Raw genomic sequence first — 20710 nt, 5'->3', positions numbered from 1 at the left:
TCATTTCTCTTTGCCTGTATTCTCGCCCGCCTCTATCAGCGGTCCGACATCTGAATGCGAACGCTTGTAAGCAGGGTCATACATCGGAGAATGGAGATAGCGATTCAGGGCAAAACGCACAAGCACCCCGACCGCTGCCGCAGCTGGCACTGCAACCAGCATTCCAGTGAAGCCAAACAGAGAACCGAAGGCGAACAGAGCGAACATCAGCCAGACCGGATGCAGGCCCACAGACGATCCGACGAGCTTTGGCTGGAGGATGTTTCCTTCAACAAACTGGCCCAGGAAAAACACCGCGGCAACAGCCACAATCATGATCCAATCCGGCCAGAACTGGACCAGCGCAACACCGATTGCAAGCGTCAGACCAACGAAGGAACCGATGTAGGGAATGAAGCTGATAAGCCCCGCAAAAAAGCCGATAAGCAGGCCAAAGTTAAGTCCGGTCAGGGTCAGGCCGATAGCGTAATAGGTGCCGAGAATGAGACACAAAGTACCCTGCCCGCGCACGAAGCCCGCCACCGCTGCATCCATGTCGCGAGCAATGCCGCGGACGGTATAAAGCTGCCTGCGAGGAACCCATGAATCGATGCGATCAACCATGCGATCCCAGTCGAGCAGCATGTAGAACGCAACCACCGGCGTAACGATGAAAAGGCCCGCAATATCAATGAGAGATTTCCCCGAATTCCACAGGGACTGGAGCAATGTGGAGAGGAAACCGGCGCCCTGTTGCAGGAGCGTGCTGAGGTTTTCCTGAATGACCGAGCTATCGATACCGATATAGCGTTTCAGCCAGCTCGAATTCTCATTGGCAAGAAGCGCCTGCAACTGTGAAATGTAATCCGGCAGCTTGGAGATGAAATCTGCGAGCTGTGTCGCGAGCACCGGTATAATGATCATCAACCCGACGACGAGTATCATCAGGAATACCAGCAGAATGACAATCGTTGCAGCCAGTCGCGACAGACCCAACCGTTCCAGACGGTCTGCAACAGGATCAAGAAAATATGCCAGTGCCATGCCTGCCACAAAGGGCAGAAGAACCGGGCTGAAAATCACGAGAAACAGAAGGAATATCGCCGCAGTACAGGTCCAGAACATGGCCTGACGACGAACGACAGAACCTGTAAAGCCGCCGACTTCCACATTGACGTGAATATCGCCATCCCGCGCTACAGCCTCAGCCTGTTGTATCGTCTTGGTCGTCGTGTCACGCGCAGGCGCTGGTTTCTTGGCCATTTTGATCCATTCTCTGCAAAGATATTTCCCGCGTCTCAGCTATAATACGTCGGTGTTACTATTCTCGTAAGCGCAGGCAGATAGAGATAGTTAGATCGTAGCAAAAAGATTGCAATGCTTATGAGCGCGGCGCTGGCTATGCATTGGCAGGTTACTGCAAATCCACAATCGCGGAAATTTCAGCAGATTCCTGCGATGTTTTGCGCTTTTCCGGCCTTCTGGCCTTGCAGGACACGCAATCTCATGTCATTGCGCCCTCATTATTCCCCACTAGGGGCACAGCCCCGTTTCAGGCCAGTTTCAGGAGCAGGTGATGACCACGGAAAATAACCCCGCCAGAAAAAATGGACTGACTTATGCTGAAGCGGGTGTCGATATCGATGCCGGCAATCTGATGGTCGACAAGATCAAGCCACTTGTTCGCTCCACGCGTCGTCCCGGCGCAGATGGCGAAATTGGTGGTTTTGGTGGCCTCTTCGATCTCAAAGCGGCAGGTTTCACCGATCCGGTGCTGGTTGCAGCCAATGATGGCGTTGGCACAAAGCTCAAAATTGCAATCGATGCAGACAAGCACGACACTGTTGGTATCGATCTTGTTGCCATGTGCGTGAACGATCTCGTCGTTCAGGGTGCAGAGCCACTGTTCTTTCTTGATTATTTCGCAACCGGCAAGCTGTCGCCTGATCAGGGCGTAGCTATCGTCTCCGGCATTGCGGAAGGTTGCCTTCAGGCTGGTTGTGCGCTGATTGGCGGTGAAACCGCTGAAATGCCGGGCATGTACCGCGATGGCGATTACGATCTGGCTGGCTTTGCGGTTGGCGCTGCTGAACGCAACCGTCTGCTGCCGCGCGGCGATGTTTCGGAAGGCGACATCATTATCGGCCTTTCGTCGTCGGGCGTTCACTCCAACGGCTTCTCTCTGGTTCGTCGTATTGTCGAAATGTCCGGCCTTGGCTGGAAGTCTGATGCGCCGTTCAAGGAAGGTGCAACGCTTGGTGAAGCCCTGCTGGAGCCAACCCGCATTTATGTGAAGCCGTTGCTTGCCGCTATCCGTGCTTCGGATGGTATCAAGGCATTGGCCCATATTACTGGCGGTGGTTTCCCGGACAATATCCCGCGCGTTCTGCCAGAAGGTCTTGCGGCTGAAATCAATCTCGATGCAATCGATGTTCCTGCCGTATTCTCATGGCTTGCAAAGACCGGCGGTGTCGAACCACTCGAAATGCTGCGCACCTTCAACTGCGGCATCGGCATGATCGCTGTTGTCACACCAGACAAGGTGGACGAAGTGATTGCAGCCCTGACCAATGAAGGCGAAAACGTCACAACACTCGGCCGCATGGTCAAGCGTGAAGGCGAAGGCGTCGTCTATCAGGGCACGCTGAAACTATGAGCCGCAAACGGGTCGTCATTTTCATCTCGGGCGGCGGCTCCAATATGGAGGCGCTGATCCGCGCTGCTCAGGCACCCGATTTTCCAGCCGAAATCGTCTCGGTTTTCTCTGATAAGTCAGATGCAGGCGGACTAGCCAAAGCACAGGCCGCTGGCATCGCGACGCAGGTGTTTACCCGCAAAGATTATGCCTCCAAGGATGCGCATGAAGATGCAATCCTTGAGGCGCTTGCGCTGCTCAACCCGGATATTATCTGCCTTGCAGGTTACATGCGGCTGTTGTCAGCTAAGTTTATTGCGCCTTATGAAGGTCGTATCCTCAACATTCATCCTTCGCTGTTGCCGCTTTTCGCAGGCCTTCACACGCATCAGCGTGCGCTTGACGCAGGCATGAAACTTGCAGGCTGCACCGTGCATCTGGTGACGGAAGGCATGGATGAAGGTCCGATTTTGGCACAGGCCGCTGTGCCTATCGTCGAAGGCGATACGGAAAGCAGCCTTGCTGCGCGCGTTTTGAAAGCCGAACACAAGATCTACGCTTTGGCGCTCAGCAAATTTGCCAGTGGTGACGCGGAAATAGGCCTGTCGCAAGATGCGATGGTGATCAGCGCCTGAGTTACAAAAGCGCGATTAAACGCGACAAATTAATCACACCCGAATTTTTTCGTTAACAAAACTTTAATTCTCGCGAAAATGCCCTAATTCAAGTTCGTAAGGGAAGCTGCTTCGGCAACCCGTGAGAGTCGCATAAGCGTCTCTTTCAGTATGTGTTTATTAGAGGACAACATCATGTCTCTCCGTTTTTCGACTTCCTTCCTGTCGGCTATGGCCGTCGTTTCGGGCATTGCTATTACTGCCCCTGCTCTTGCTGCTGACTTCGTAGCGCCTCCCGGCTCAGGTCGCACCCAGCCGCGTTCGGAAGTTGGCACTCTTACTTGTGATATTTCCCCTGCAATCGGCGTCATTATCGGCAGCCAGCAGGACGTGGATTGTGTGTTCAGCCCTGTTCGCGGTCGCGGCCCGGTAGAGCACTACACCGGCAACATCACAAAAATCGGCGTAGATATCGGCTTCATCAATGGCGGCACCGTTGCATGGGCTGTCTGGGCTCCAACCGTTCGCCCTGAAGGCGCGCTCAAGGGCCGTTATGTCGGCGCATCGGCAAATGCCTCAATCGGCATTGGCGCAGGCACCAACATCCTGACCGGCGGCTCGTGGAAGACAATTTCGCTGCAGCCAATTTCGGTTCAGGGCCAGAAAGGCCTCAACGCAGCTGTTGGCCTTTCCAAGCTCAAGCTGAACTACGCAGGCTAATACGGCCTGATACAATCAAAAACCGCGCTTAATTTAAATTAAGCGCGGTTTTTTTTATTTCATCAAAGCTTTCTGATCCAGATTTTGGTGTCGTGAACCGCCAGACCGCCATATGGCGCCGCAGGCTCCGCTCCGATCAGCGTATTAATCCCCTCACCCCGCTCGAACGTGGAGTTCGGGAAAATACCTTCTGACACAACGACACCGCGCTTTTGACCAGCGCGCAACACCGCATGAAGCACCACTTCACCACGATGATTGCCGATTTCAATCCGCTCACCATCTGCGATATCCAGTTGAGCCGCATCATCCGGGTGGATTAGAAGCTCTGGCCGAATTTCCTTCGTGAGAGATGTCGGTGTTTCCGCAAATGTCGAATTCAGGAAATTATGGGCAGGCGATGTGGCGAGACGGAATGGATGTTCGGCATCCACGGCCTCAATCACATTCCAATAGTCCGGAAACTCTGGAATGGAGTGATGTGGCCCTTGCAGTCCCATGACTTCCGGTGGTTTGTTTGGTGACGGGCTGCCGGTCCAGTCGGGACGGAAGCGGAACTTTCCATCCGGCCATTTAAAGCCATTGATGTAATGTGCTTCCTCAAATGGAGGCTGCAAATCGACAAAGCGCTTTTCCTTCAAGTCATCGAAATGCGGAAGAGCACTGTTGGCATTCATGTTGTCGATCAACGTACGCTCATCGACGTTAAAGCCCGGCAGATGTGCGACGCCCAGACGTTCAGCCAACTCGTTGATAACAAAGATATTCGGGCGAGCATCTGCAAGAGGTTCGATCAACCTCGGCCCCAGCACCACATGCTGCTGTCCGCCGCCACGGTAAATATCGTCATGTTCAAGAAATGTGGTCGCTGGCAAAAGTACATCGGCCATTTTGGCCGTATCAGTCATGAATTGCTCATGCACGGCAACAAACAGGTCTTCACGGGCAAAGCCTTGACGCACCAGACGCTGTTCTGGCGTCACATTCATTGGATTGGTGTTCTGGATCAGCATTGCTGTTACGGGCGGCCCGCCATATAGCGCTTCGCTATCGCCGGTAAGAATACGTCCGATCTTCGACTGATCGAGGAAACGCAGGCTTTTATCCTGCATTGCGCTGCCTTCAATCTCGCGCTTGTCCATCTTGAAGATGCCGGAATTGGAATGAAATGCGCCGCCGCCCTCGTGTAAGAACGCGCCCGTCACACAGGCAATCGATGCTGCGGCGTGCATATTCACAGCGCCATTCCGCTGGCGCGTAAAGCCGTAGCCAAGCCGGAAATAGGTGCGCTTGGTTTGACCCACCAGATGCGCAAAAGCTTCGATTTCCTCGACACTCAGGCCGGTGATTTCAGCCGCCCATTCCGGTGTGCGGGTCTCAAGATGAGCTTCCAGCCCTTTCGGATCGTCGGTGTAGCGATTGAGATAATCCCAGTCCGCAAGACCATCACGAAACAGGACGTGCATTACAGCACAGGCAAAAGCGCCATCCGTTCCGGGCTTCAGCACAATACCCATATCCGCCTGTCGCACGGTCGCATTGGCGTAGATGTCGATGACAACGATCTTGGCACCACGATCTTTTCGTGCTCGCACCGCATGGGTCATCACATTGACCTGCGTGGCTGCGGCGTTGGTACCCCAGATGACGACCACATCCGCCTTTGCCATCTCACGCGGGTCCGGGCCTGTCAGGCTGCCGGTGCCAGCAAAATAGCCGGTCCACGCCATATTGGTGCAGAAACTGTCAAACTGGTTCGAATAGCGTTTGGCATAGCGCAGGCGATTGATGGAATCGCGCTGCACCAGCCCCATTGTGCCAGCATAGTAATATGGCCAGACAGTTTCGCTGCCATAGGTCTGTTCGGCCTTGATGAAGCGTTCGGCGATCAGATCAAGCGCGGCTTCCCAGGATGCCTGCTTCCACTCGCCGTCACCCTTACGGCCAGCACGAATGAGCGGATGTTTCAGGCGATCCGGATGATGAACACGCTCGGCATAGCGGGCAACCTTGGCGCAGATTACACCAGCGGTATAGCTGTTGTCCTTCGCACCACGGACGCGGCCGATTGTACGTTCATCCAGCAGCTCAACATCAAGCGCACAGGTGGAAGGGCAATCATGCGGACAGGCAGAATGTCCGATTTTGATATTTGATCTGGGGGATGGCTGGTTCATAGCGCTTTTTAGCGCAAGCGAAGTTCCACAGAAACGAATTTCTGACGTGTTGAACCACCTGCGACGAAATAGATTTTCACGAAAGTCTCAAGGTAATGGCGCCGAGCACAATGAAGCCCGCAGCCAGAAAACGTGGCAGGCCCACTTTCTCTTTGAGAATAAGTGCTGAAATGAGAACACCAAACAGGATTGCCGTCTCTCTCAAAGCTGCGACGACGGCGATTGGAGCCATTGTCATTGCCCACAGCGCCAGGCCGTAAGAGGCCAAAGTGCCAATGCCGCCAATCAGCGACGGGCGCCATCGGTTACGAACATAATTGAGAAAACGATCCGGCTCACGATAAAGCGCCCAGCACCCGAGCGGAAAAGCGTTTATCAGAAACAGCCACAGCGTATAGGACAGCGTGTTACCCGATGCCCGTACGCCGACGCCATCAATGATGGTATAAGTTGCAATGAAACCTGCATTGGCAAGCGCAAGCAAAGCGGTTTTGCTCGATGTGCCGCCGTTACGACGCCGCGCTTCGAGCGCCATTGCAAGAACGCCGCTACAGATCAGTATAATGCCTACCCAACCGCCCCAGCCAATGGCTTCACCAATCAAAGGTGCGCTGACAAGTGCCACCAGCAAAGGTGGCGTGCCTCGCATGATCGGATATGCTTCACTCATGTCGCCCGATTTATAGGCAGCTGCGACCAAAGACATGTAGAATATCTGCGTGATGGTCGAGAGGCCTATGAAAATCCAGCTCGATGGATGCGGCAATGGCAAAAAAGGCAGGAAAAACAGTGAAATCAGACCAGCCGCACCGGTAATGCAGGCGGCTGCGAAAAATTTGTCACTGCCTCCTTTGACGATAGCATTCCAGCTTGCGTGGAAAAACGCGCCACAAAGGACAATCAGCAGTACGCTACCAGACATGGAAGACTCGACTCGGATGAGAGCAGATGATGACAGTTATATGTCACATTTGGTGAAGCAGGGATATTGCCGAAAGCGACGAGGCATGAAACAAGCGCGAACATGAATTATCGTCACGCCTATCACGCCGGGAATTTTGCCGATGTCGTCAAGCACGTCATCCTTTCCCGCATTGTTGAATATCTCAAGCGTAAGGATCAAGCCTTTCGCGTGATCGATACCCATGCAGGTATCGGCCTTTACGATCTGCGAGGCACCGAAGCTGGCAAAACCAGCGAATGGACGGGCGGGATCAGCCGTGTTTTCGATGCAGTCGAAAAAGGCGAAATCCCGGAAGCCGCCATTGAATTGTTGCAGCCTTATCTCGATGTGGTGCGCGCGGTGAACGATGGTAAGGAGCTGCGGCATTACCCCGGCTCGCCGCTTCTGACCCGTTATCTTTTGCGCAAACAGGATCGCTTGTCGGCACTGGAACTTCATCCGCAGGATGCCAAAAAGCTGGCGAAGCTGTTTGACGGCGATTATCAGGCGCGCGTCATTGAGCTTGATGGCTGGCTTTCGCTCGGCGCACATATGCCACCTAAGGAGAAACGCGGTCTGGTGCTGGTTGATCCGCCGTTTGAAATAGAAGGCGAATTTGATCGCCTCGTTGACGGGCTGGTTAAGGCTTACAAGCGTTTTCCCGGCGGTACTTATGCGCTCTGGTATCCGGTCAAGGATCGTAAAGAGACAGAACGGTTTTCAAAGCGTCTGCGTGAAACCGAAATTCCGAAGATCATGCGCATTGAACTTGCGATTCGCGCACCATCGCTTGAGCCAAGGCTTGATGGCACTGGAATGATTGTCGTCAATCCGCCCTATACACTGGAAAGTGAGATGCAAACCCTGCTTCCCTGCCTTACCAAGTTGCTTAGTGAAGAAAAGGGGAGCAATTTCAGCATTCAATGGATACGCAGCGAGACGGATCGCACTTGACCGCTGCCCGTTGCTGAAAGAAACTGCAACTCGCCAATTTAATAAAACGAGCATCACGCTCGAATTGTGAGACAGGATAGAGATATGCAACGCAAGTTGGATCGCATCGGACAGTTTTCTCGTGCAGCACTTCTGGCTGCATCGGTTCTTCCCCTGACGTTCGCTTCCCTGCCCGCAAATGCTGCAGATTATCTGACATCTGCACCGACAGCCGTTGGTGATGCCGGTCTTTGCAGTCAGCAGAGCATTCTGCGCAGCGTCGTTTCTGATTTCGGCTATCAGGTTCGCAACGTACCAAACCTTCCACAGGTTGGCATTTCTGCAATGAGCGATGTTCGCCTGACGCGCTATGAGCCAAAGAACAATCCAGCCCAGATCGAGCGCACCTATTGCAAGGCAACGGCTGTTCTCAGCGATGGCCAGAATCGTTCGGTCTGGTACATGGTTGAAGAAGGTCAAGGCTTTGCAGGCGTCGGCAAGAATGTCGAGTTCTGCGTAGATGGCTTTGATCGCTGGGCCGTGTACGACGCAAAATGCCGCGTCCTACGTTGATAGGATAGGCAATGCTGCGCAAACTGGCGGCGATCTCAGCCGCCCTTCTTGCCACTTCCTTTGCAGCGCTACCCGTAGTGGCGCAAGACCGGGGCAACAGCAGCCCCGGTGAATTTGATTTCTATGTGCTGTCTCTTTCATGGTCGCCAAGCTATTGCGCTTCGGAAGGTCCGAGAGCAAACAGGCAGCAATGCGGGACCAATCGCCCTTTCGGGTTTGTCGTTCATGGGCTTTGGCCACAAAACGAATGGGGCTATCCAGCCAATTGTCAGTTCGACAATGCTCGCAGCCGTGGCAGTTTTGTTCCCCGACAAATCGTTTCAAGCGTTTCGGACATCATGCCGTCCACAGGGCTGGTCGCGCATCAATGGCGCAAGCATGGAAGCTGCTCCGGCCTTCCTCAGAACGAGTATTTCGCAACCGTCCGTCAAGCCTATCAGCATGTGAACATCCCTCCGAGCCTTCGGAGCATGGCTGGAAACCGTCGTGTTGATCCGATGCTTGTTGAAAAAGCGTTTGTAACCGCCAATCCGGGAATGAAGCCGGACGGAATATCGGTCGCCTGCAATAGGAATTACCTTCAGGAAGTTCGCATCTGCATGACGAAAGACCTGAAGTTTCGTGCCTGCGAACAGGTCAACGCCAATGCATGTCGCAGCCGATCCGTTATGATGCCCGCGACAAGATAGTCCTAAACCTCAGGAATCGTGATGACTCAGATCCTTTATTCGCCCGCCTCGCCGTATAGCGCCAAGGTGCGTATGGCCGCAGCCCATGCAGGCATCCCGTTTGAAAGCGTGGTCGTTACCACCTCGGCAGAACCGGATAACCTCGTCAGCGCCAATCCATTGGGTAAAATCCCGACCTTGCTTACAGATGATGGCAAGCCCGTCTTCGATAGCCGAGCGATCATGCAATATTTGAACCGCGTATCGGGGAACAAGCTTTTTCCGCGCAATGCCGAAAAGCGTACGGATGCTGAGCGTTTTGAAGCGATTGCAGACGGTTTGGCTGACGTTCTGCTCGCCCATGTTTACGAGCGTCGTATGCGCCCGGAAGAAAAAGTGCATCAGCCATGGCTGGATCTGCAATGGCGTAAGGCCGAACGTGCACTCGATCTTCTAAATGAAGCTCCACCGCGCCTTGCTGGCAAGCTGCATGGCGGTCATCTGGCGGTGGCTGCCACCCTTGGTTATCTGGGGCTGCGCTTTGAAGGCAAATGGGAGCGCGGTCGTCCGAAGCTCAAGCGCTGGATGAAGCGATTTGAAGAGCTGCATCCAGAGCTTTCAAAACTTCTGCCAGACGCTTAAAGCGCCGCGCACCCTACTGGGCCAACAAAGATCGCTCTAACACTTTATGTTTACAGCACAATTTTACCTTAAACTGATTCAGTTTTAGGGAATTATGCTGTAGCGCGTTTCGCGTACGATCGTTCACTCTCGTTCGCTGAATGCCATAGAAAATCAGGCAATAAAAAAAACCGGGTAGTTTCCTACCCGGTTTTTTCGTTCAATTACGTAGTAATTAGAACTTGTAGCCAACGCCGACGCGGATGTCGTGGGTGTCGAGCTTGTTGCGAACCGATTCGGTTCCGAGGTCGTAGGTCTTGTTACCGAACTGGGTGTAGCGGTATTCAACGCGACCAAGGATGTTGTCGGTCAGCTTAGCTTCGAGACCGGCACCAGCAGTCCAACCAACGCGGAACTTGCTTTCGTCTTCAACGCCGTTGTCGAGCTTAACCTGCGAGCCAGCAACACCAGCAGTGATGTAAGGCATAACTGGGTTCAGGTCGTAACCAAGACGGCCACGGAGCGAGCCTTCGAAGCCCTGCTTGGCTTCAAGACCATTCTTGGACTTCTTGGCCCAAGAGTAACCTGCGTCACCTTCAACACCGTATACGAACTGGTCCTGCTGGAAGTTCCAGCCAGCATATGCGCCAGCCTTCAGATCGTCAGGCTTGATTGCGCCGTCGGTGTTGGTCTTTACCTTGTTCCAGCCGTAGCCGAGGTACAGACCGGTGTAACCACCAGCCCAGCTGTACTGTGGAGCCATCTCAACAGGAGCTGGAACAGGAGGCTGTTCCATGATGGCGTCAGCAGCGAAAGCAGTTGCAGAGAACGGCAGCAGCGCAGCCGAGGCGATTACGAGAGACTTAAGAGTGCGCATAGCATTCTCCTTGACTAAATTACCTTTAGCGCGGTCCCTTATCGGGTGAGCAGCAATTTCGGGAGTGAACCGCTCATGCCGCGCTGACAGGACTGACATATCGTCGGTAATTGCGGCACGATCTGCCCCCTTCTGTGGAGAGAACCTGACGAGAAGGTGGCAAAATTGCGATGTTGCATTCTCGCAACGCTCGTTTCAGGCGCTTATATAGGAAAATAGAGAACCACTATTTTGGGACAGAAAAAGTTGGGTCAAATCGAAACTACTGAATTTGCTAGGTTTTTGTCAGCAGTAATCGGCATCCCCCCTATTTTTAGCTGTATTTTTTCCGGCAAAATGGCATGAATCGAAGCGATGAATCACGATAAGAAAGTGTTTACCCTGTTGGAAAATCCGGAAACCAACCTGCTTGCAAATTGCCCTGTTCTGGTGACGGGAGGCGCAAGACGCATAGGAAAAGCCATTGTCGAAGATCTGGCAGCACATGGCTTTCCGGTAGCTATCCATTGTAACCGCTCAGTTACGGAAGGTCAGGCACTGGCGGCTAAAATCGTGGCTAACGGCGGAAAAGCCGGTGTTGTGCAGGCTGATCTGGCGAATGAAAATGATGTTCGTGGCTTGCTGCAACAGGCAGAAGCGCAATTGGGACCGATTCGTTTGCTGGTCAACAATGCTTCATTGTTTGAAGACGATCGCATCGGCAATCTTGATATGCAGCTTTGGGATCGCCATTTTGCGATTCATCTGAAAACACCGGTGATCCTTGCTGAAGAATTGGCCAAGGCTCTGCCGGAAGGTAAAGACGGCCTCATTGTGAATGTCATCGACCAGCGTGTCTGGAAGCTGAACCCGCACTTCTTTTCATATACGTTGTCGAAGACGGCGCTCTGGAATGCGACGCGTACGCTTGCGCAGGCACTTGCACCACGTATTCGTGTCAATGCCATTGCTCCCGGCCCCACGCTGCCCAGCGAGCGTCAGGATATCAGTGACTTTGAGTTACAGGTGAGCCATCTGCCATTGAAGCGCGCACCTGATTTGTCCGAATTTGGACGCACTATTCGCTATTTCTGGGAAAGCCGTTCCGTAACTGGCCAGATGATTGCGCTTGATGGCGGTCAGCATCTGGCATGGGAAACGCCGGATATAGCAGGAATTAAAGAATGACTGGACCACGCAAACCCAATGATGATCCTATTTCACGCCTGCCATCGGATGATGAGCAGGATGTGGCGGGCATTATCATGGGCGATGCAGAGAACGATGACGACGATGATGCAATCGAGGAAACGCCTGCTGTTGCCTCGGCGGCCGATTCCATTCAGTGGGATTCGTCAGATGGTCTTCCAGATACAAAAGGCTTGAGCGGCGCAGACATTATCAATGCTTTCGTCAAGCGTTTGCCAAATAATCCCGGCGTCTATCGCATGTTCAATAGCGATGGTGACGTGCTTTATGTCGGCAAAGCCCGCAGCCTCAAGAAACGCGTCTCTAACTATGCGCGCGGCATCGGACATTCCAACCGTATCACGCGTATGATCGGCGAAACGGCGACGATGGAATTCGTTGTTACGCGTACAGAGACCGAAGCGCTGCTGCTGGAAGCGAATCTTATCAAACGCTTGCGCCCACGCTTTAACGTTCTGCTTCGTGACGACAAATCGTTTCCTTATATTCTGCTGAGTGGCGGACATCGCGCGCCCGGCATTTTCAAGCATCGTGGTGCACGCTCGCGCAAAGGCGAGTATTTCGGCCCTTTTGCTTCTGCGGGTGCCGTTGGTCGCACGATCAATGCGCTTCAGCGCGCGTTCCTGCTGCGCACCTGCACGGATTCAGTTTTTGAAACGCGCACCCGTCCCTGCCTGCTTTATCAAATCAAGCGCTGTTCCGGCCCTTGTACGCATGAGGTCAGCGACGAGGATTATGCAGAGCTTGTCAGTGAGGCCAAGGCCTTCCTTTCCGGCAAGAGCCAGAGGGTGAAGGATCATCTGGCAGCGGCCATGCAGGCGGCGTCCGCCGATCTCGATTTTGAACACGCGGCGGTCTATCGTGATCGTCTTGCCGCACTTTCGCATGTGCAATCGCATCAGGGCATCAACCCGCAGACGGTTGAAGAAGCCGACGTTTTCGCAATCCATCAGGAAGGTGGCATGACCTGTATTCAGGTCTTCTTCTTCCGTACCGGTCAGAATTGGGGCAATCGCGCCTATTTTCCGAAAGCCGACAGCTCGCTAGGAGCAGCGGAAGTTCTCGGCGCTTTCCTGTCGCAATTTTATGATGACAAGCCCTGCCCGAAGCTCGTTCTCCTTTCAGAAGAAGTCGAAGATCAGTCGCTTCTCGCTGAAGCGCTTTCATCGCGCGCGGGACATCGCGTTCAGGTCAATGTTCCACAACGCGGCGAAAAGGTGGAGTTGGTCAACCACGCCCTGACCAATGCCCGCGAAGCGCTGGGACGTCGTCTGGCAGAAACATCCTCGCAGGCAAGACTGCTCAAAGGACTGGCCGAGGCATTCGGTTTGCCCAATGCGCCACGCCGTGTCGAAGTTTACGATAACTCGCATATCATGGGTACGAATGCAGTCGGCGGCATGATCGTTGCCGGCCCTGAAGGCTTCGTCAAGAATCAGTATCGCAAGTTCAATATTAAATCGACCGACATCACGCCCGGCGATGACTTTGGCATGATGCGCGAAGTGATCGAGCGCCGATTCTCGCGACTGGTTAAAGAACATGCTGCGCCGGAGCCAGTAATGGATGCGGAAAGCCCGGATGCCATCAACGATGCTTTCCCTGCCTGGCCCGACCTTATTCTTATCGATGGCGGTCAGGGACAGGTTGGAGCCGTTCGCCAGATTTTGGGCGAACTTGGCATAAGCCATCTTGTGACAGCCATTGGCATTGCCAAGGGCGTTGACCGCGAAGCTGGGCGCGAACGTTTCTTTATCGAGGGCAAACCACCTTTCACACTGCCGCCACGCGATCCCGTTCTTTATTTCGTTCAGCGTATGCGCGACGAAGCGCACCGTTTTGCCATCGGCACGCATCGTGCGCGTCGCAAGAAGGAAATGGTCGCCAATCCGCTGGATGAGATTTCGGGAATCGGTCCCTCAAGAAAGCGAGCACTTTTGCATCACTTCGGAACCGCGAAAGCCGTATCTCGTGCTGCAGTTGAAGATCTGATGCAGATTGATGGCATCTCTGAAGCCATGGCGAAGACCATTCACGATCATTTTCACGACCGTTGACGTAATTTTGTCCGGGTTTGGGCAGCTAATCTTCCACAGGCGTCATTACGTCCCGGTAGAACACGTCCGCAGGTGTTGATTTTCTTTCTCATCCCTGTTGATGTGCTCTCATAACGAATGCGGCGGTGCTATGCGGAAAAATCACACTCTCTCCTTGCCTAACATTCTGACTTACGGACGGATTATCGCCGTTCCGCTTGTCGTTTTGTGCTTCTTCGTGGAGGGACGTCTGCAATCCAGTGACACGTCTCGCTGGACGGCGCTTGCAATTTTCGCCATCGCCAGCATCACAGATTTCTTCGATGGCTATTTGGCTCGTATCTGGCAGCAGACATCAACGATCGGCCGTATGCTTGATCCGATTGCTGACAAACTTCTTGTTTCCGCTTGCCTGCTGTTGCTTGCAGCCGATGGAACAATTGCTGGATGGACGCTCTGGGCAGCCATCATCATTCTTTGCCGTGAAATTCTGGTATCTGGCCTGCGCGAGTATCTCGCTGAGCTGAAGGTTAGCGTTCCGGTTTCTCAGCTGGCAAAGTGGAAGACCACTGCACAGATGGTAGCACTTGCATTCCTTCTTGCTGGCCCTGCCGGGGACAAAGTCCTACCATATACGACTGAAATGGGCATTGGCCTGCTGTGGATTTCTGCGATCCTGACGCTTTACACCGGTTGGGATTATTTCCGCGCTGGCCTCAAACACGTCATGGACTAAAACTATGCGCGTAAATCTCGTCTATTTCGCCTGGGTGCGTGAGAAGATCGGCAAGGGAGAAGAGGTTATCGAACTTCCTTCCCAGACCATCAGTGTTGGGGAGCTTATCTCTCACCTCAAAAACCTCGGCGAAGAATATGAAGCTGCTTTCGAGCATGAGACGGTCATTCGCGCGGCCATCAATCAGGAACATGCCGAACATGACGAACTCGTCAAAGACGGCAATGAAGTAGCGCTTTTCCCACCCATGACGGGTGGTTGAAATGTCCAGGCAAGCGACATGCCCGCTTTTTGTGAGCGTGCGCTCCGAGGATTTCGATGTTGCTGAAGAAATCCACAAGCTTGGCGAAGGTCGCAAGGATATTGGTGCGATCGTTACGTTTACCGGCCTTTGTCGTGATGAAGGCGGCAAACTTTCCGCGCTTGAACTGGAACACTATCCCGGCATGGCGGAAGCAGAGATTCGTCGTATTGTCGATGAAGCGATCAGTCGCTGGCCTTTATCGGGTATTTCTATCATCCATCGCTATGGTCTTGTTAAACCTGGCGAAAACATTGTCCTGGTCGTCACGGCATCAGCTCATCGTCAGGCCGCTTTTGAAGCCGCGTCATTCCTGATGGACTTCATGAAAACTGGAGCGCCGTTCTGGAAACGCGAGCATTTGATTGACGGCGGCACCGGCAGCTGGGTCGAATCAAAGGCTGAAGACGACCAAAGTCGAGAACGCTGGCAGAAGCACTGAACGCTTCTTCTTTTGGACAAGTTGTCGCAGATGAAATTCTTTTTTACATTAGAAAGAATTTCGCTCGCGCTATTTAATGGCGAATTAACTATTTAAGCCACTAGAATATAGGGTATTTTGGATAGCGTGTTACCGCGCTGCCACAATTTTCACATGAAGCGGCGTTTATTGTCTGCCTCATGAATCTTGATGCCATTGAGCTTGAGCCAATGAACCAATCGACAGATTGTTAGCGCCGCTCAAAGCACATGACAACAAATGCGGGGAACGGAAGTTTCGGATTTGGCGATGCTAAAAGGACTGACGAAAACTCTTTCAATCGTGGCAGCGCTCACTGCGGGTATTGGTGTGCTCGGCGGTGCTGCCATGTTTTTTACGACGTCCATGCCGACTGCCAGTATTGCCGCTGACAAAACAATCAGCGGTAAGGTTGTTTATCGCGAGCGCATCGCTCTCCCACCAGAAGCGCACCTTGTTGTGCAGCTCACCGATGTATCTCTTGCCGATGCGCCATCCAAGACCATCGGCGAAACGCGGATAGAAGCACCACAGGGATCGCCAATCCCTTTTGCAATCAATTTCGATACTGATGAGATCGAGCCGCAACACACCTATGCCCTTCAGGCGCGCATTGTTGCAGGTGATACGCTTTGGTTTGTAACCGACGAACGTTACACAGTTGACCCGAAAAACCCTCAGGAACCAATTGAACTTAAAGTCGTGATGGTTCGTAAAAGCGCGGATGAATCGGTTGCCATTGGTATTGAAGGCAAGGATTGGCTCGCAGAAGACATTCAAGGCGGCGGCGTAGTCGATACTGCCCAGACCACCCTTCTGGTTGATTCAAACGGCACTGTCAGCGGCTCGGGCGGCTGCAACCGCTTCATGAGCAAGGCGACGATCTCGGGCAGCAATATTTCATTCGCCGAGATCGGTTCCACCTATATGCAATGCCCGCCTGCGCTGATGAATCAGGAACGCAAATTCCTCGATGTGCTTGGCAAGACGCGTTCATATAAAATGGATTCTGGAAAACTCGTCCTGATCGATGAAGGTGGTGACGAGTTGGCAAGGCTTGCACAAAGCCTTTGATCGCCTCAATGCTTAAATAAAAAAGCCCGGTCGCGAGACCGGGCTTTTTCAATTCATCTATCAGCAATTAGCCGACGATTTCAGTGCCCGAGAACCAGTAAGCGATTTCTTCAGCAGCTGTTTCAGGAGCGTCCGAACCGTGAACCGAGTTTTCGCCGATCGACAGAGCGAATTCCTTGCGGATCGTACCAGCGTCTGCGTTTGCAGGGTTGGTTGCGCCCATGACTTCACGGTTCTTGGCAATTGCGTTTTCGCCTTCGAGAACCTGAACGATGGTCGGGCCGGAAGACATGAATTCAGTCAGTTCGCCAAAGAAAGGGCGTTCCTTGTGAACAGCGTAGAAGCCTTCAGCTTCACGCAGGCTCATCCATACGCGCTTGGAAGCGACAACGCGCAGACCAGCTTCTTCGAGCTTAGCGGTGATAGCACCGGTCAGGTTGCGGCGGGTCGCATCAGGCTTGATCATGGAGAAGGTACGTTCGATTGCCATTATGACACCTTGTTTGATGGAAAATTTGAAAAGTGAGGCTCTATAGCGTTGATAGCCTCAATTGCCAAGGGGTAGCCCCTCAGCCTTGCCTCTTATCATCTTGAGACGGCAGAAAATTGACTGCATAGATGTGTAAATTCGATTCACATGCGGGGGAAAGATGGAACAGCACTTTCAAATGTTCGCCTATTATAATCGCTGGGCCAATGAACTGCTCTATTCCGCAGCGGCCGATCTGAGCGATGTGGATTACAGGCTCGACCTCGGCCTTTTCTTCGGCTCGATCCATCGTACTTTCAATCATCTTCTGGTGACGGATCGCATCTGGATGAAGCGCTTCACCGGCGAAGGTGATCACCCCAACCAGCTTGATGCCATCATAACCGACGATTTCATCAAGCTACGGGATATGAGGAAGGCAGAAGACGAACGTATCTGCAACTATGTTGAAAGCATGAATGCCGCACAGCTCGCAGGACGCTTCACCTATATGACGGCAACCAATGTGCGCACGATCAGCCAGCGCGTCGCGCCAGCACTCGCTCATCTCTTTAATCATCAGACGCACCATCGCGGGCAAATTCATTCAGCACTCACGCGTTTGAGCGCGGATGCGCCGTCACTTGATCTCATTCAGTTTCAGCGCACTGAAGCAGGACGCCGCTTCGCCTGATATTGGTTCAGATGATACTTGCGGAAATTTCTCAAGCCGTGCAAAAGCCTTCTCACCATGCTTATTCTTGACGATATCTCTGTACGCATCGCCGGACGCCTTCTGATCGACCACGCCAGTGTCACACTGCCTGCGGGATCGAAGACAGGTTTTGTTGGCCGCAACGGCACTGGAAAATCCACGCTTTTCCGCGTGATTACCGGTGATATGGCTTCCGAGACCGGCAGCATTTCTCTGCCGAAGAACACACGCATTGGTCAGGTGGCTCAGGAAGCTCCCGGCACGGAAGATGCGCTGATTGAAATCGTCATGAAGGCGGATAAGGAACGAACAGCACTTCTCGAAGAAGCTGAAACAGCGACCGATCCGCATCGCATTGCCGAAATTCATACCCGACTGGCCGATATCAATGCGCATTCGGCGGAATCACGCGCGGGCGCGATCCTGTCCGGTCTCGGTTTCAACACAGAAGCACAACGCCGCCCTGCATCCGCTTTCTCGGGCGGCTGGCGTATGCGCGTGGCACTCGCGGCCGTCCTTTTTGCTGAGCCGGATTTGCTGTTGCTCGATGAGCCAACCAACTATCTCGATCTTGAAGGCGTGTTGTGGCTTGTTGATTATGTGAAGCGCTATCCGCATACCGTCATCATCATCAGCCATGATCGCGATCTGCTGAATTCTGCTACGTCATCAATCATGCATCTTGATCAGAAGAAAATCAGCTTCTGGCGTGGCAACTATGATCAGTTCGAGCGGCAACGTCATGAAATGCTGGAGCTTCAGCAAAAAGCCCATGTGAAACAGGAAGCACATCGCAAACACATGGAAGCTTTTGTGGAACGCTTCCGTGCCAAGGCGTCGAAGGCCAGACAGGCGCAATCGCGTATGAAGGCGCTGGAAAAGCTGAAACCAATAGACCTTTACGTCGAAAGCAATGTGCAGCCGTTCCGCTTCCCTGACGCGGAAAAGAAAGCCGCCTCGCCGATCATCGCGCTTGACCATGCCGATGTCGGCTATATGCCGGGTAACCCTGTGTTGCGAAACGTCACGCTGCGCATCGACAATGATGATCGAATTGCGCTGCTCGGCTCCAACGGTAATGGTAAGTCGACGCTTGCCAAGCTGATTGCCGGACGGTTGCAGCCTGAAAAAGGTAATCTCACGCTTTCGCCCAATCTGAAAGTTGCGTTCTTTGCCCAACATCAGATGGATGATCTGATACCGGAAGACAACGCGATTGAGCATGTGCGCAAGCTGATGCCGCTTGAACCTGAAGCCAAAGTTCGTGCACGCGTTGCCCAGATGGGGCTTTCGACTGAGAAAATGTTGACGCCCGCTAAGGATCTTTCAGGTGGTGAAAAGGCACGCCTGCTAATGGGCCTTGCGACTTTCCATGGCCCAAACCTGCTGATCCTCGACGAACCGACCAACCACCTTGATATTGATAGCCGCGAGGAGCTGGTTCACGCTCTCAACGCCTTCAACGGCGCCGTTATTCTGATCGCGCATGATCGTCACCTGATCGAAGCGACCATGGAACGGCTATGGCTGGTGCGTGAGGGTGGCGTAAAAGCATTTGATGGCGATCTGGACGAATACCGCCAGATTGTTCTCGCCGATGCCAAGGGTGAACAGGCTTCAGAGCGCGAAGAAGGTCCGAAGGTCAATAAGGCGGAACAGCGTAAACTTGCCGCCCAGAAGCGCGAAACACTGGCCCCCCTGCTCAAAAAGATCAAGGAAACCGAGAGCTTGATGCAGAAACTGCAGAAACAGATTCACGGTTTCACATCGCAGCTGGAAGACCCCGCTCTTTATGAAAAGGAACCACAGAAAGCGATCCGGATCAATAAAGAGATGAGCGAAGCGAAATCAGCGCTTGCCGATGCGGAAGACAAATGGCTTGAAATGTCTTCCGAATATGAAGAGGCAATGGCTGATTAAACTTGCGGGCGGCGAATACGCGTCCGCATAAGCGCATAAACGCCAAGCACGCCAATGATGAGGCCAATCGTGGTGTAGGTCTCATCAGCTTCTTCAGCCCCTCGCCTCAGCACCAGTTCGACTTTGGAGAGTTGCAGGCCATCCGTATTGCCCTGCACGGCGCGGAAAGCATAGGTGCCGGATAAAACCGGATCAATATCGCCTGCACTCTGGCGCAACACGCTGCCATCCTGCGGGCGATCTGTGTTGATAGAGCTACTGGTCGAAGCGAAATCGAGACCTTGCGACAGAACGGGAACTCCATTCCGGCTCACGGCCAGCGTTACGGCCGAGCGGCGCTCGGCAGGCACATAGCCAGGCAGCGGCACTGCATCGAGGAAAATACGTACAGGCGCGTCGCTCGCCTCAAGCTTGATTTCTTGTGTGATGAAGCCACCCTGACGACTTTCCAGAATTGGCCAACGGCCAATCTCGTCACCAGTGAAGTGACGCACATACCAGGGATAACCAAGGGCGAGACCAAAACCCGCAATAATCATCGCAACGAAAATTGCACGCATCAGGCTTTGCGCTCCCAACGACGATCTGGTGTCTGTTGCCAGTAGGTCAAATCGTGGTTCTCCGTCTTGAAGGCTTTCCACTGCGCGCGAGCATGTTCGAGTTGATCCTGATCATGCCCGTCAAACATGACAACAAGTCGCTCGTAGCCGCCCGCTTGTTCCAATGCAGCACCTTCCACGAGAAAGCGAACCGTTGCTCCGTTTGGATTGGCTTCCGAGGTTGTCAGTAGCACCGGCTGCTGTTCAGGGTGCGGCTCCTTGTCGGTGCCATGAGCCACGAAAGATGTGTCAGAGAATGTCCAAAGCAGACTGTCGAGCGCATCCCGTCTTTCATCACTCACGGCCTGAATCGTCACACGCCAACCGCGCCCGAGGGAGCGTTCTACAAGCCCCGGCAGGGCTTCATCCAGTGTCGATTCTGTCAGGTGGTAAAAGAGAATTTCAGCCATGCGCTCTCTTTAAATTATTGATGGGAGCGAAGAAAGTGATTCACCTTCTCGCCCCAACATAT

22 protein-coding genes are annotated in these 20710 nt (G+C 53.3%); 15 read left to right on the top strand and 7 right to left on the bottom strand.

The annotated features are described in order from the left end of the window. On the bottom strand, nt 1-1242 hold the full coding sequence (locus CEV34_RS12065) for an AI-2E family transporter (RefSeq protein ID WP_153223305.1): 1242 nt from the start codon (nt 1240-1242) through the stop codon (nt 1-3). Nucleotides 1243-1555: 313 nt separating this feature from the next. On the opposite strand from CEV34_RS12065, the gene purM reads away from it, so the two are divergent. From purM to CEV34_RS12050, 3 genes are all read left to right on the top strand, one after another. Beyond that, on the top strand, nt 1556-2635 hold the full coding sequence (purM, locus tag CEV34_RS12060; protein ID WP_007874370.1) for a phosphoribosylformylglycinamidine cyclo-ligase: 1080 nt from the start codon (nt 1556-1558) through the stop codon (nt 2633-2635). Beyond that, nucleotides 2632-3249, top strand: coding sequence for a phosphoribosylglycinamide formyltransferase (gene purN, locus CEV34_RS12055; RefSeq protein ID WP_007874369.1), 618 nt, complete (start codon nt 2632-2634; stop codon nt 3247-3249). Before purM ends, purN begins: the two co-directional genes overlap by 4 nt. 174 nt (nt 3250-3423) lie before the next feature. Continuing rightward, on the top strand, nt 3424-3948 hold the full coding sequence (locus CEV34_RS12050; protein WP_007874368.1) for a DUF992 domain-containing protein: 525 nt from the start codon (nt 3424-3426) through the stop codon (nt 3946-3948). A gap of 62 nt (nt 3949-4010) precedes the next feature. On the opposite strand, the gene CEV34_RS12045 is transcribed toward CEV34_RS12050, so the two are convergent. Both CEV34_RS12045 and CEV34_RS12040 read right to left on the bottom strand, forming a co-directional pair. Then, the gene (locus tag CEV34_RS12045) at nt 4011-6125 is read right to left on the bottom strand and encodes a molybdopterin oxidoreductase family protein (RefSeq protein ID WP_007874367.1); all 2115 of its coding nucleotides are present in this window, start codon (nt 6123-6125) and stop codon (nt 4011-4013) included. A gap of 76 nt (nt 6126-6201) precedes the next feature. Continuing rightward, entirely contained in the window at nt 6202-7047 is an 846-nt protein-coding gene (locus CEV34_RS12040; RefSeq protein WP_007874366.1) for a DMT family transporter, read from the bottom strand. A gap of 102 nt (nt 7048-7149) precedes the next feature. Here CEV34_RS12040 and CEV34_RS12035 point away from each other — a divergent pair, with 102 nt between their 5' ends. The 4 genes from CEV34_RS12035 (at nt 7150) to CEV34_RS12020 (ending at nt 9884) form a co-directional block, all read left to right on the top strand. Beyond that, a complete protein-coding gene (locus tag CEV34_RS12035) occupies nt 7150-8022 on the top strand; it encodes a 23S rRNA (adenine(2030)-N(6))-methyltransferase RlmJ (RefSeq protein WP_007874364.1) in 873 nt (290 codons plus the stop codon). Nucleotides 8023-8106: 84 nt separating this feature from the next. Further along, on the top strand, nt 8107-8574 hold the full coding sequence (locus CEV34_RS12030; RefSeq protein ID WP_007874362.1) for a hypothetical protein: 468 nt from the start codon (nt 8107-8109) through the stop codon (nt 8572-8574). Between the two features lie 11 nt (nt 8575-8585). Further along, nucleotides 8586-9263: a ribonuclease T2 family protein gene (locus CEV34_RS12025; RefSeq protein ID WP_007874360.1), complete on the top strand. Its 678-nt coding sequence runs from the start codon at nt 8586-8588 to the stop codon at nt 9261-9263. Between the two features lie 21 nt (nt 9264-9284). Beyond that, nucleotides 9285-9884, top strand: coding sequence for a glutathione S-transferase (locus CEV34_RS12020; RefSeq protein ID WP_007874358.1), 600 nt, complete (start codon nt 9285-9287; stop codon nt 9882-9884). Between the two features lie 214 nt (nt 9885-10098). Here CEV34_RS12020 and omp25 read toward each other — a convergent pair whose 3' ends face one another. Further along, nucleotides 10099-10740, bottom strand: coding sequence for an outer membrane protein Omp25 (gene omp25 / locus CEV34_RS12015; RefSeq protein WP_007874355.1), 642 nt, complete (start codon nt 10738-10740; stop codon nt 10099-10101). A 354-nt stretch (nt 10741-11094) separates the two neighbouring features. Here omp25 and CEV34_RS12010 point away from each other — a divergent pair, with 354 nt between their 5' ends. The 6 genes from CEV34_RS12010 (at nt 11095) to CEV34_RS11985 (ending at nt 16535) form a co-directional block, all read left to right on the top strand. Beyond that, the gene (locus CEV34_RS12010) at nt 11095-11907 is read left to right on the top strand and encodes an SDR family oxidoreductase (protein WP_007874354.1); all 813 of its coding nucleotides are present in this window, start codon (nt 11095-11097) and stop codon (nt 11905-11907) included. Continuing rightward, complete coding sequence (gene uvrC, locus CEV34_RS12005) at nt 11904-13985, top strand: excinuclease ABC subunit UvrC (protein ID WP_007874353.1); 2082 nt, start codon at nt 11904-11906, stop codon at nt 13983-13985. The genes CEV34_RS12010 and uvrC overlap by 4 nt, the downstream gene beginning before the upstream one ends. A 130-nt stretch (nt 13986-14115) precedes the next feature. After that, nucleotides 14116-14700, top strand: coding sequence for a CDP-diacylglycerol--glycerol-3-phosphate 3-phosphatidyltransferase (gene pgsA, locus CEV34_RS12000; RefSeq protein WP_007874352.1), 585 nt, complete (start codon nt 14116-14118; stop codon nt 14698-14700). Nucleotides 14701-14704: 4 nt separating this feature from the next. Beyond that, nucleotides 14705-14962, top strand: a complete 258-nt coding sequence (gene moaD, locus CEV34_RS11995; protein WP_007874351.1) for a molybdopterin converting factor subunit 1 — start codon at nt 14705-14707, stop codon at nt 14960-14962. Nucleotide 14963: 1 nt separating this feature from the next. Continuing rightward, nucleotides 14964-15443 carry a molybdenum cofactor biosynthesis protein MoaE gene (locus CEV34_RS11990; protein ID WP_007874350.1) on the top strand — a complete coding sequence of 160 codons (480 nt, stop codon included), beginning with the start codon at nt 14964-14966 and terminating at the stop codon, nt 15441-15443. A 288-nt stretch (nt 15444-15731) separates the two neighbouring features. Further along, nucleotides 15732-16535 carry a YbaY family lipoprotein gene (locus CEV34_RS11985; protein WP_007874349.1) on the top strand — a complete coding sequence of 268 codons (804 nt, stop codon included), beginning with the start codon at nt 15732-15734 and terminating at the stop codon, nt 16533-16535. A gap of 67 nt (nt 16536-16602) precedes the next feature. On the opposite strand, the gene ndk is transcribed toward CEV34_RS11985, so the two are convergent. After that, a complete protein-coding gene (ndk, locus tag CEV34_RS11980; protein ID WP_007874342.1) occupies nt 16603-17025 on the bottom strand; it encodes a nucleoside-diphosphate kinase in 423 nt (140 codons plus the stop codon). Nucleotides 17026-17185: 160 nt separating this feature from the next. On the opposite strand from ndk, the gene CEV34_RS11975 reads away from it, so the two are divergent. Together CEV34_RS11975 and CEV34_RS11970 are read left to right on the top strand one after the other, a co-directional pair. Beyond that, nucleotides 17186-17698, top strand: coding sequence for a DinB family protein (locus CEV34_RS11975; RefSeq protein WP_007874340.1), 513 nt, complete (start codon nt 17186-17188; stop codon nt 17696-17698). 57 nt (nt 17699-17755) lie between these two features. Continuing rightward, the gene (locus tag CEV34_RS11970; RefSeq protein ID WP_007874338.1) at nt 17756-19639 is read left to right on the top strand and encodes an ABC-F family ATP-binding cassette domain-containing protein; all 1884 of its coding nucleotides are present in this window, start codon (nt 17756-17758) and stop codon (nt 19637-19639) included. Here the strand turns inward: CEV34_RS11970 and bspB are convergent. Beyond that, nucleotides 19636-20199 (bottom strand): type IV secretion system effector BspB, encoded by a 564-nt coding sequence (bspB, locus tag CEV34_RS11965; RefSeq protein ID WP_079211711.1) that lies wholly within the window; start codon nt 20197-20199, stop codon nt 19636-19638. The genes CEV34_RS11970 and bspB overlap by 4 nt on opposite strands. Further along, on the bottom strand, nt 20199-20648 hold the full coding sequence (locus tag CEV34_RS11960; RefSeq protein WP_007874334.1) for a DNA polymerase III subunit chi: 450 nt from the start codon (nt 20646-20648) through the stop codon (nt 20199-20201). Before CEV34_RS11960 ends, bspB begins: the two co-directional genes overlap by 1 nt. Between the last annotated feature and the right edge of the window lie 62 nt (nt 20649-20710).

Origin of the sequence: Brucella pseudogrignonensis (assembly GCF_002252525.1) — a bacterium.
Taxonomy (GTDB): domain Bacteria; phylum Pseudomonadota; class Alphaproteobacteria; order Rhizobiales; family Rhizobiaceae; genus Brucella; species Brucella pseudogrignonensis.
The sequence above is the reverse complement of the archived record's forward strand: the minus strand, read 5'-3'. Positions and strand labels throughout refer to the sequence as shown.

Coding starts and splice junctions, on each gene's coding strand:
- CEV34_RS12030 (WP_007874362.1), top strand. CDS start 8,107: ATGCAACGCAAGTTGGATCGCATCGGACAGTTTTCTCGTGCAGCACTT.
- CEV34_RS12050 (WP_007874368.1), top strand. CDS start 3,424: ATGTCTCTCCGTTTTTCGACTTCCTTCCTGTCGGCTATGGCCGTCGTT.
- CEV34_RS11990 (WP_007874350.1), top strand. CDS start 14,964: ATGTCCAGGCAAGCGACATGCCCGCTTTTTGTGAGCGTGCGCTCCGAG.
- uvrC (WP_007874353.1), top strand. CDS start 11,904: ATGACTGGACCACGCAAACCCAATGATGATCCTATTTCACGCCTGCCA.
- omp25 (WP_007874355.1), bottom strand. CDS start 10,740: ATGCGCACTCTTAAGTCTCTCGTAATCGCCTCGGCTGCGCTGCTGCCG.
- ndk (WP_007874342.1), bottom strand. CDS start 17,025: ATGGCAATCGAACGTACCTTCTCCATGATCAAGCCTGATGCGACCCGC.
- CEV34_RS12040 (WP_007874366.1), bottom strand. CDS start 7,047: ATGTCTGGTAGCGTACTGCTGATTGTCCTTTGTGGCGCGTTTTTCCAC.
- purN (WP_007874369.1), top strand. CDS start 2,632: ATGAGCCGCAAACGGGTCGTCATTTTCATCTCGGGCGGCGGCTCCAAT.
- moaD (WP_007874351.1), top strand. CDS start 14,705: ATGCGCGTAAATCTCGTCTATTTCGCCTGGGTGCGTGAGAAGATCGGC.
- bspB (WP_079211711.1), bottom strand. CDS start 20,199: ATGCGTGCAATTTTCGTTGCGATGATTATTGCGGGTTTTGGTCTCGCC.
- CEV34_RS11985 (WP_007874349.1), top strand. CDS start 15,732: ATGCTAAAAGGACTGACGAAAACTCTTTCAATCGTGGCAGCGCTCACT.
- CEV34_RS11960 (WP_007874334.1), bottom strand. CDS start 20,648: ATGGCTGAAATTCTCTTTTACCACCTGACAGAATCGACACTGGATGAA.
- CEV34_RS11975 (WP_007874340.1), top strand. CDS start 17,186: ATGGAACAGCACTTTCAAATGTTCGCCTATTATAATCGCTGGGCCAAT.
- CEV34_RS12020 (WP_007874358.1), top strand. CDS start 9,285: ATGACTCAGATCCTTTATTCGCCCGCCTCGCCGTATAGCGCCAAGGTG.
- CEV34_RS12045 (WP_007874367.1), bottom strand. CDS start 6,125: ATGAACCAGCCATCCCCCAGATCAAATATCAAAATCGGACATTCTGCC.
- CEV34_RS11970 (WP_007874338.1), top strand. CDS start 17,756: ATGCTTATTCTTGACGATATCTCTGTACGCATCGCCGGACGCCTTCTG.
- pgsA (WP_007874352.1), top strand. CDS start 14,116: ATGCGGAAAAATCACACTCTCTCCTTGCCTAACATTCTGACTTACGGA.
- CEV34_RS12025 (WP_007874360.1), top strand. CDS start 8,586: ATGCTGCGCAAACTGGCGGCGATCTCAGCCGCCCTTCTTGCCACTTCC.
- CEV34_RS12065 (WP_153223305.1), bottom strand. CDS start 1,242: ATGGCCAAGAAACCAGCGCCTGCGCGTGACACGACGACCAAGACGATA.
- purM (WP_007874370.1), top strand. CDS start 1,556: ATGACCACGGAAAATAACCCCGCCAGAAAAAATGGACTGACTTATGCT.
- CEV34_RS12035 (WP_007874364.1), top strand. CDS start 7,150: ATGAATTATCGTCACGCCTATCACGCCGGGAATTTTGCCGATGTCGTC.
- CEV34_RS12010 (WP_007874354.1), top strand. CDS start 11,095: ATGAATCACGATAAGAAAGTGTTTACCCTGTTGGAAAATCCGGAAACC.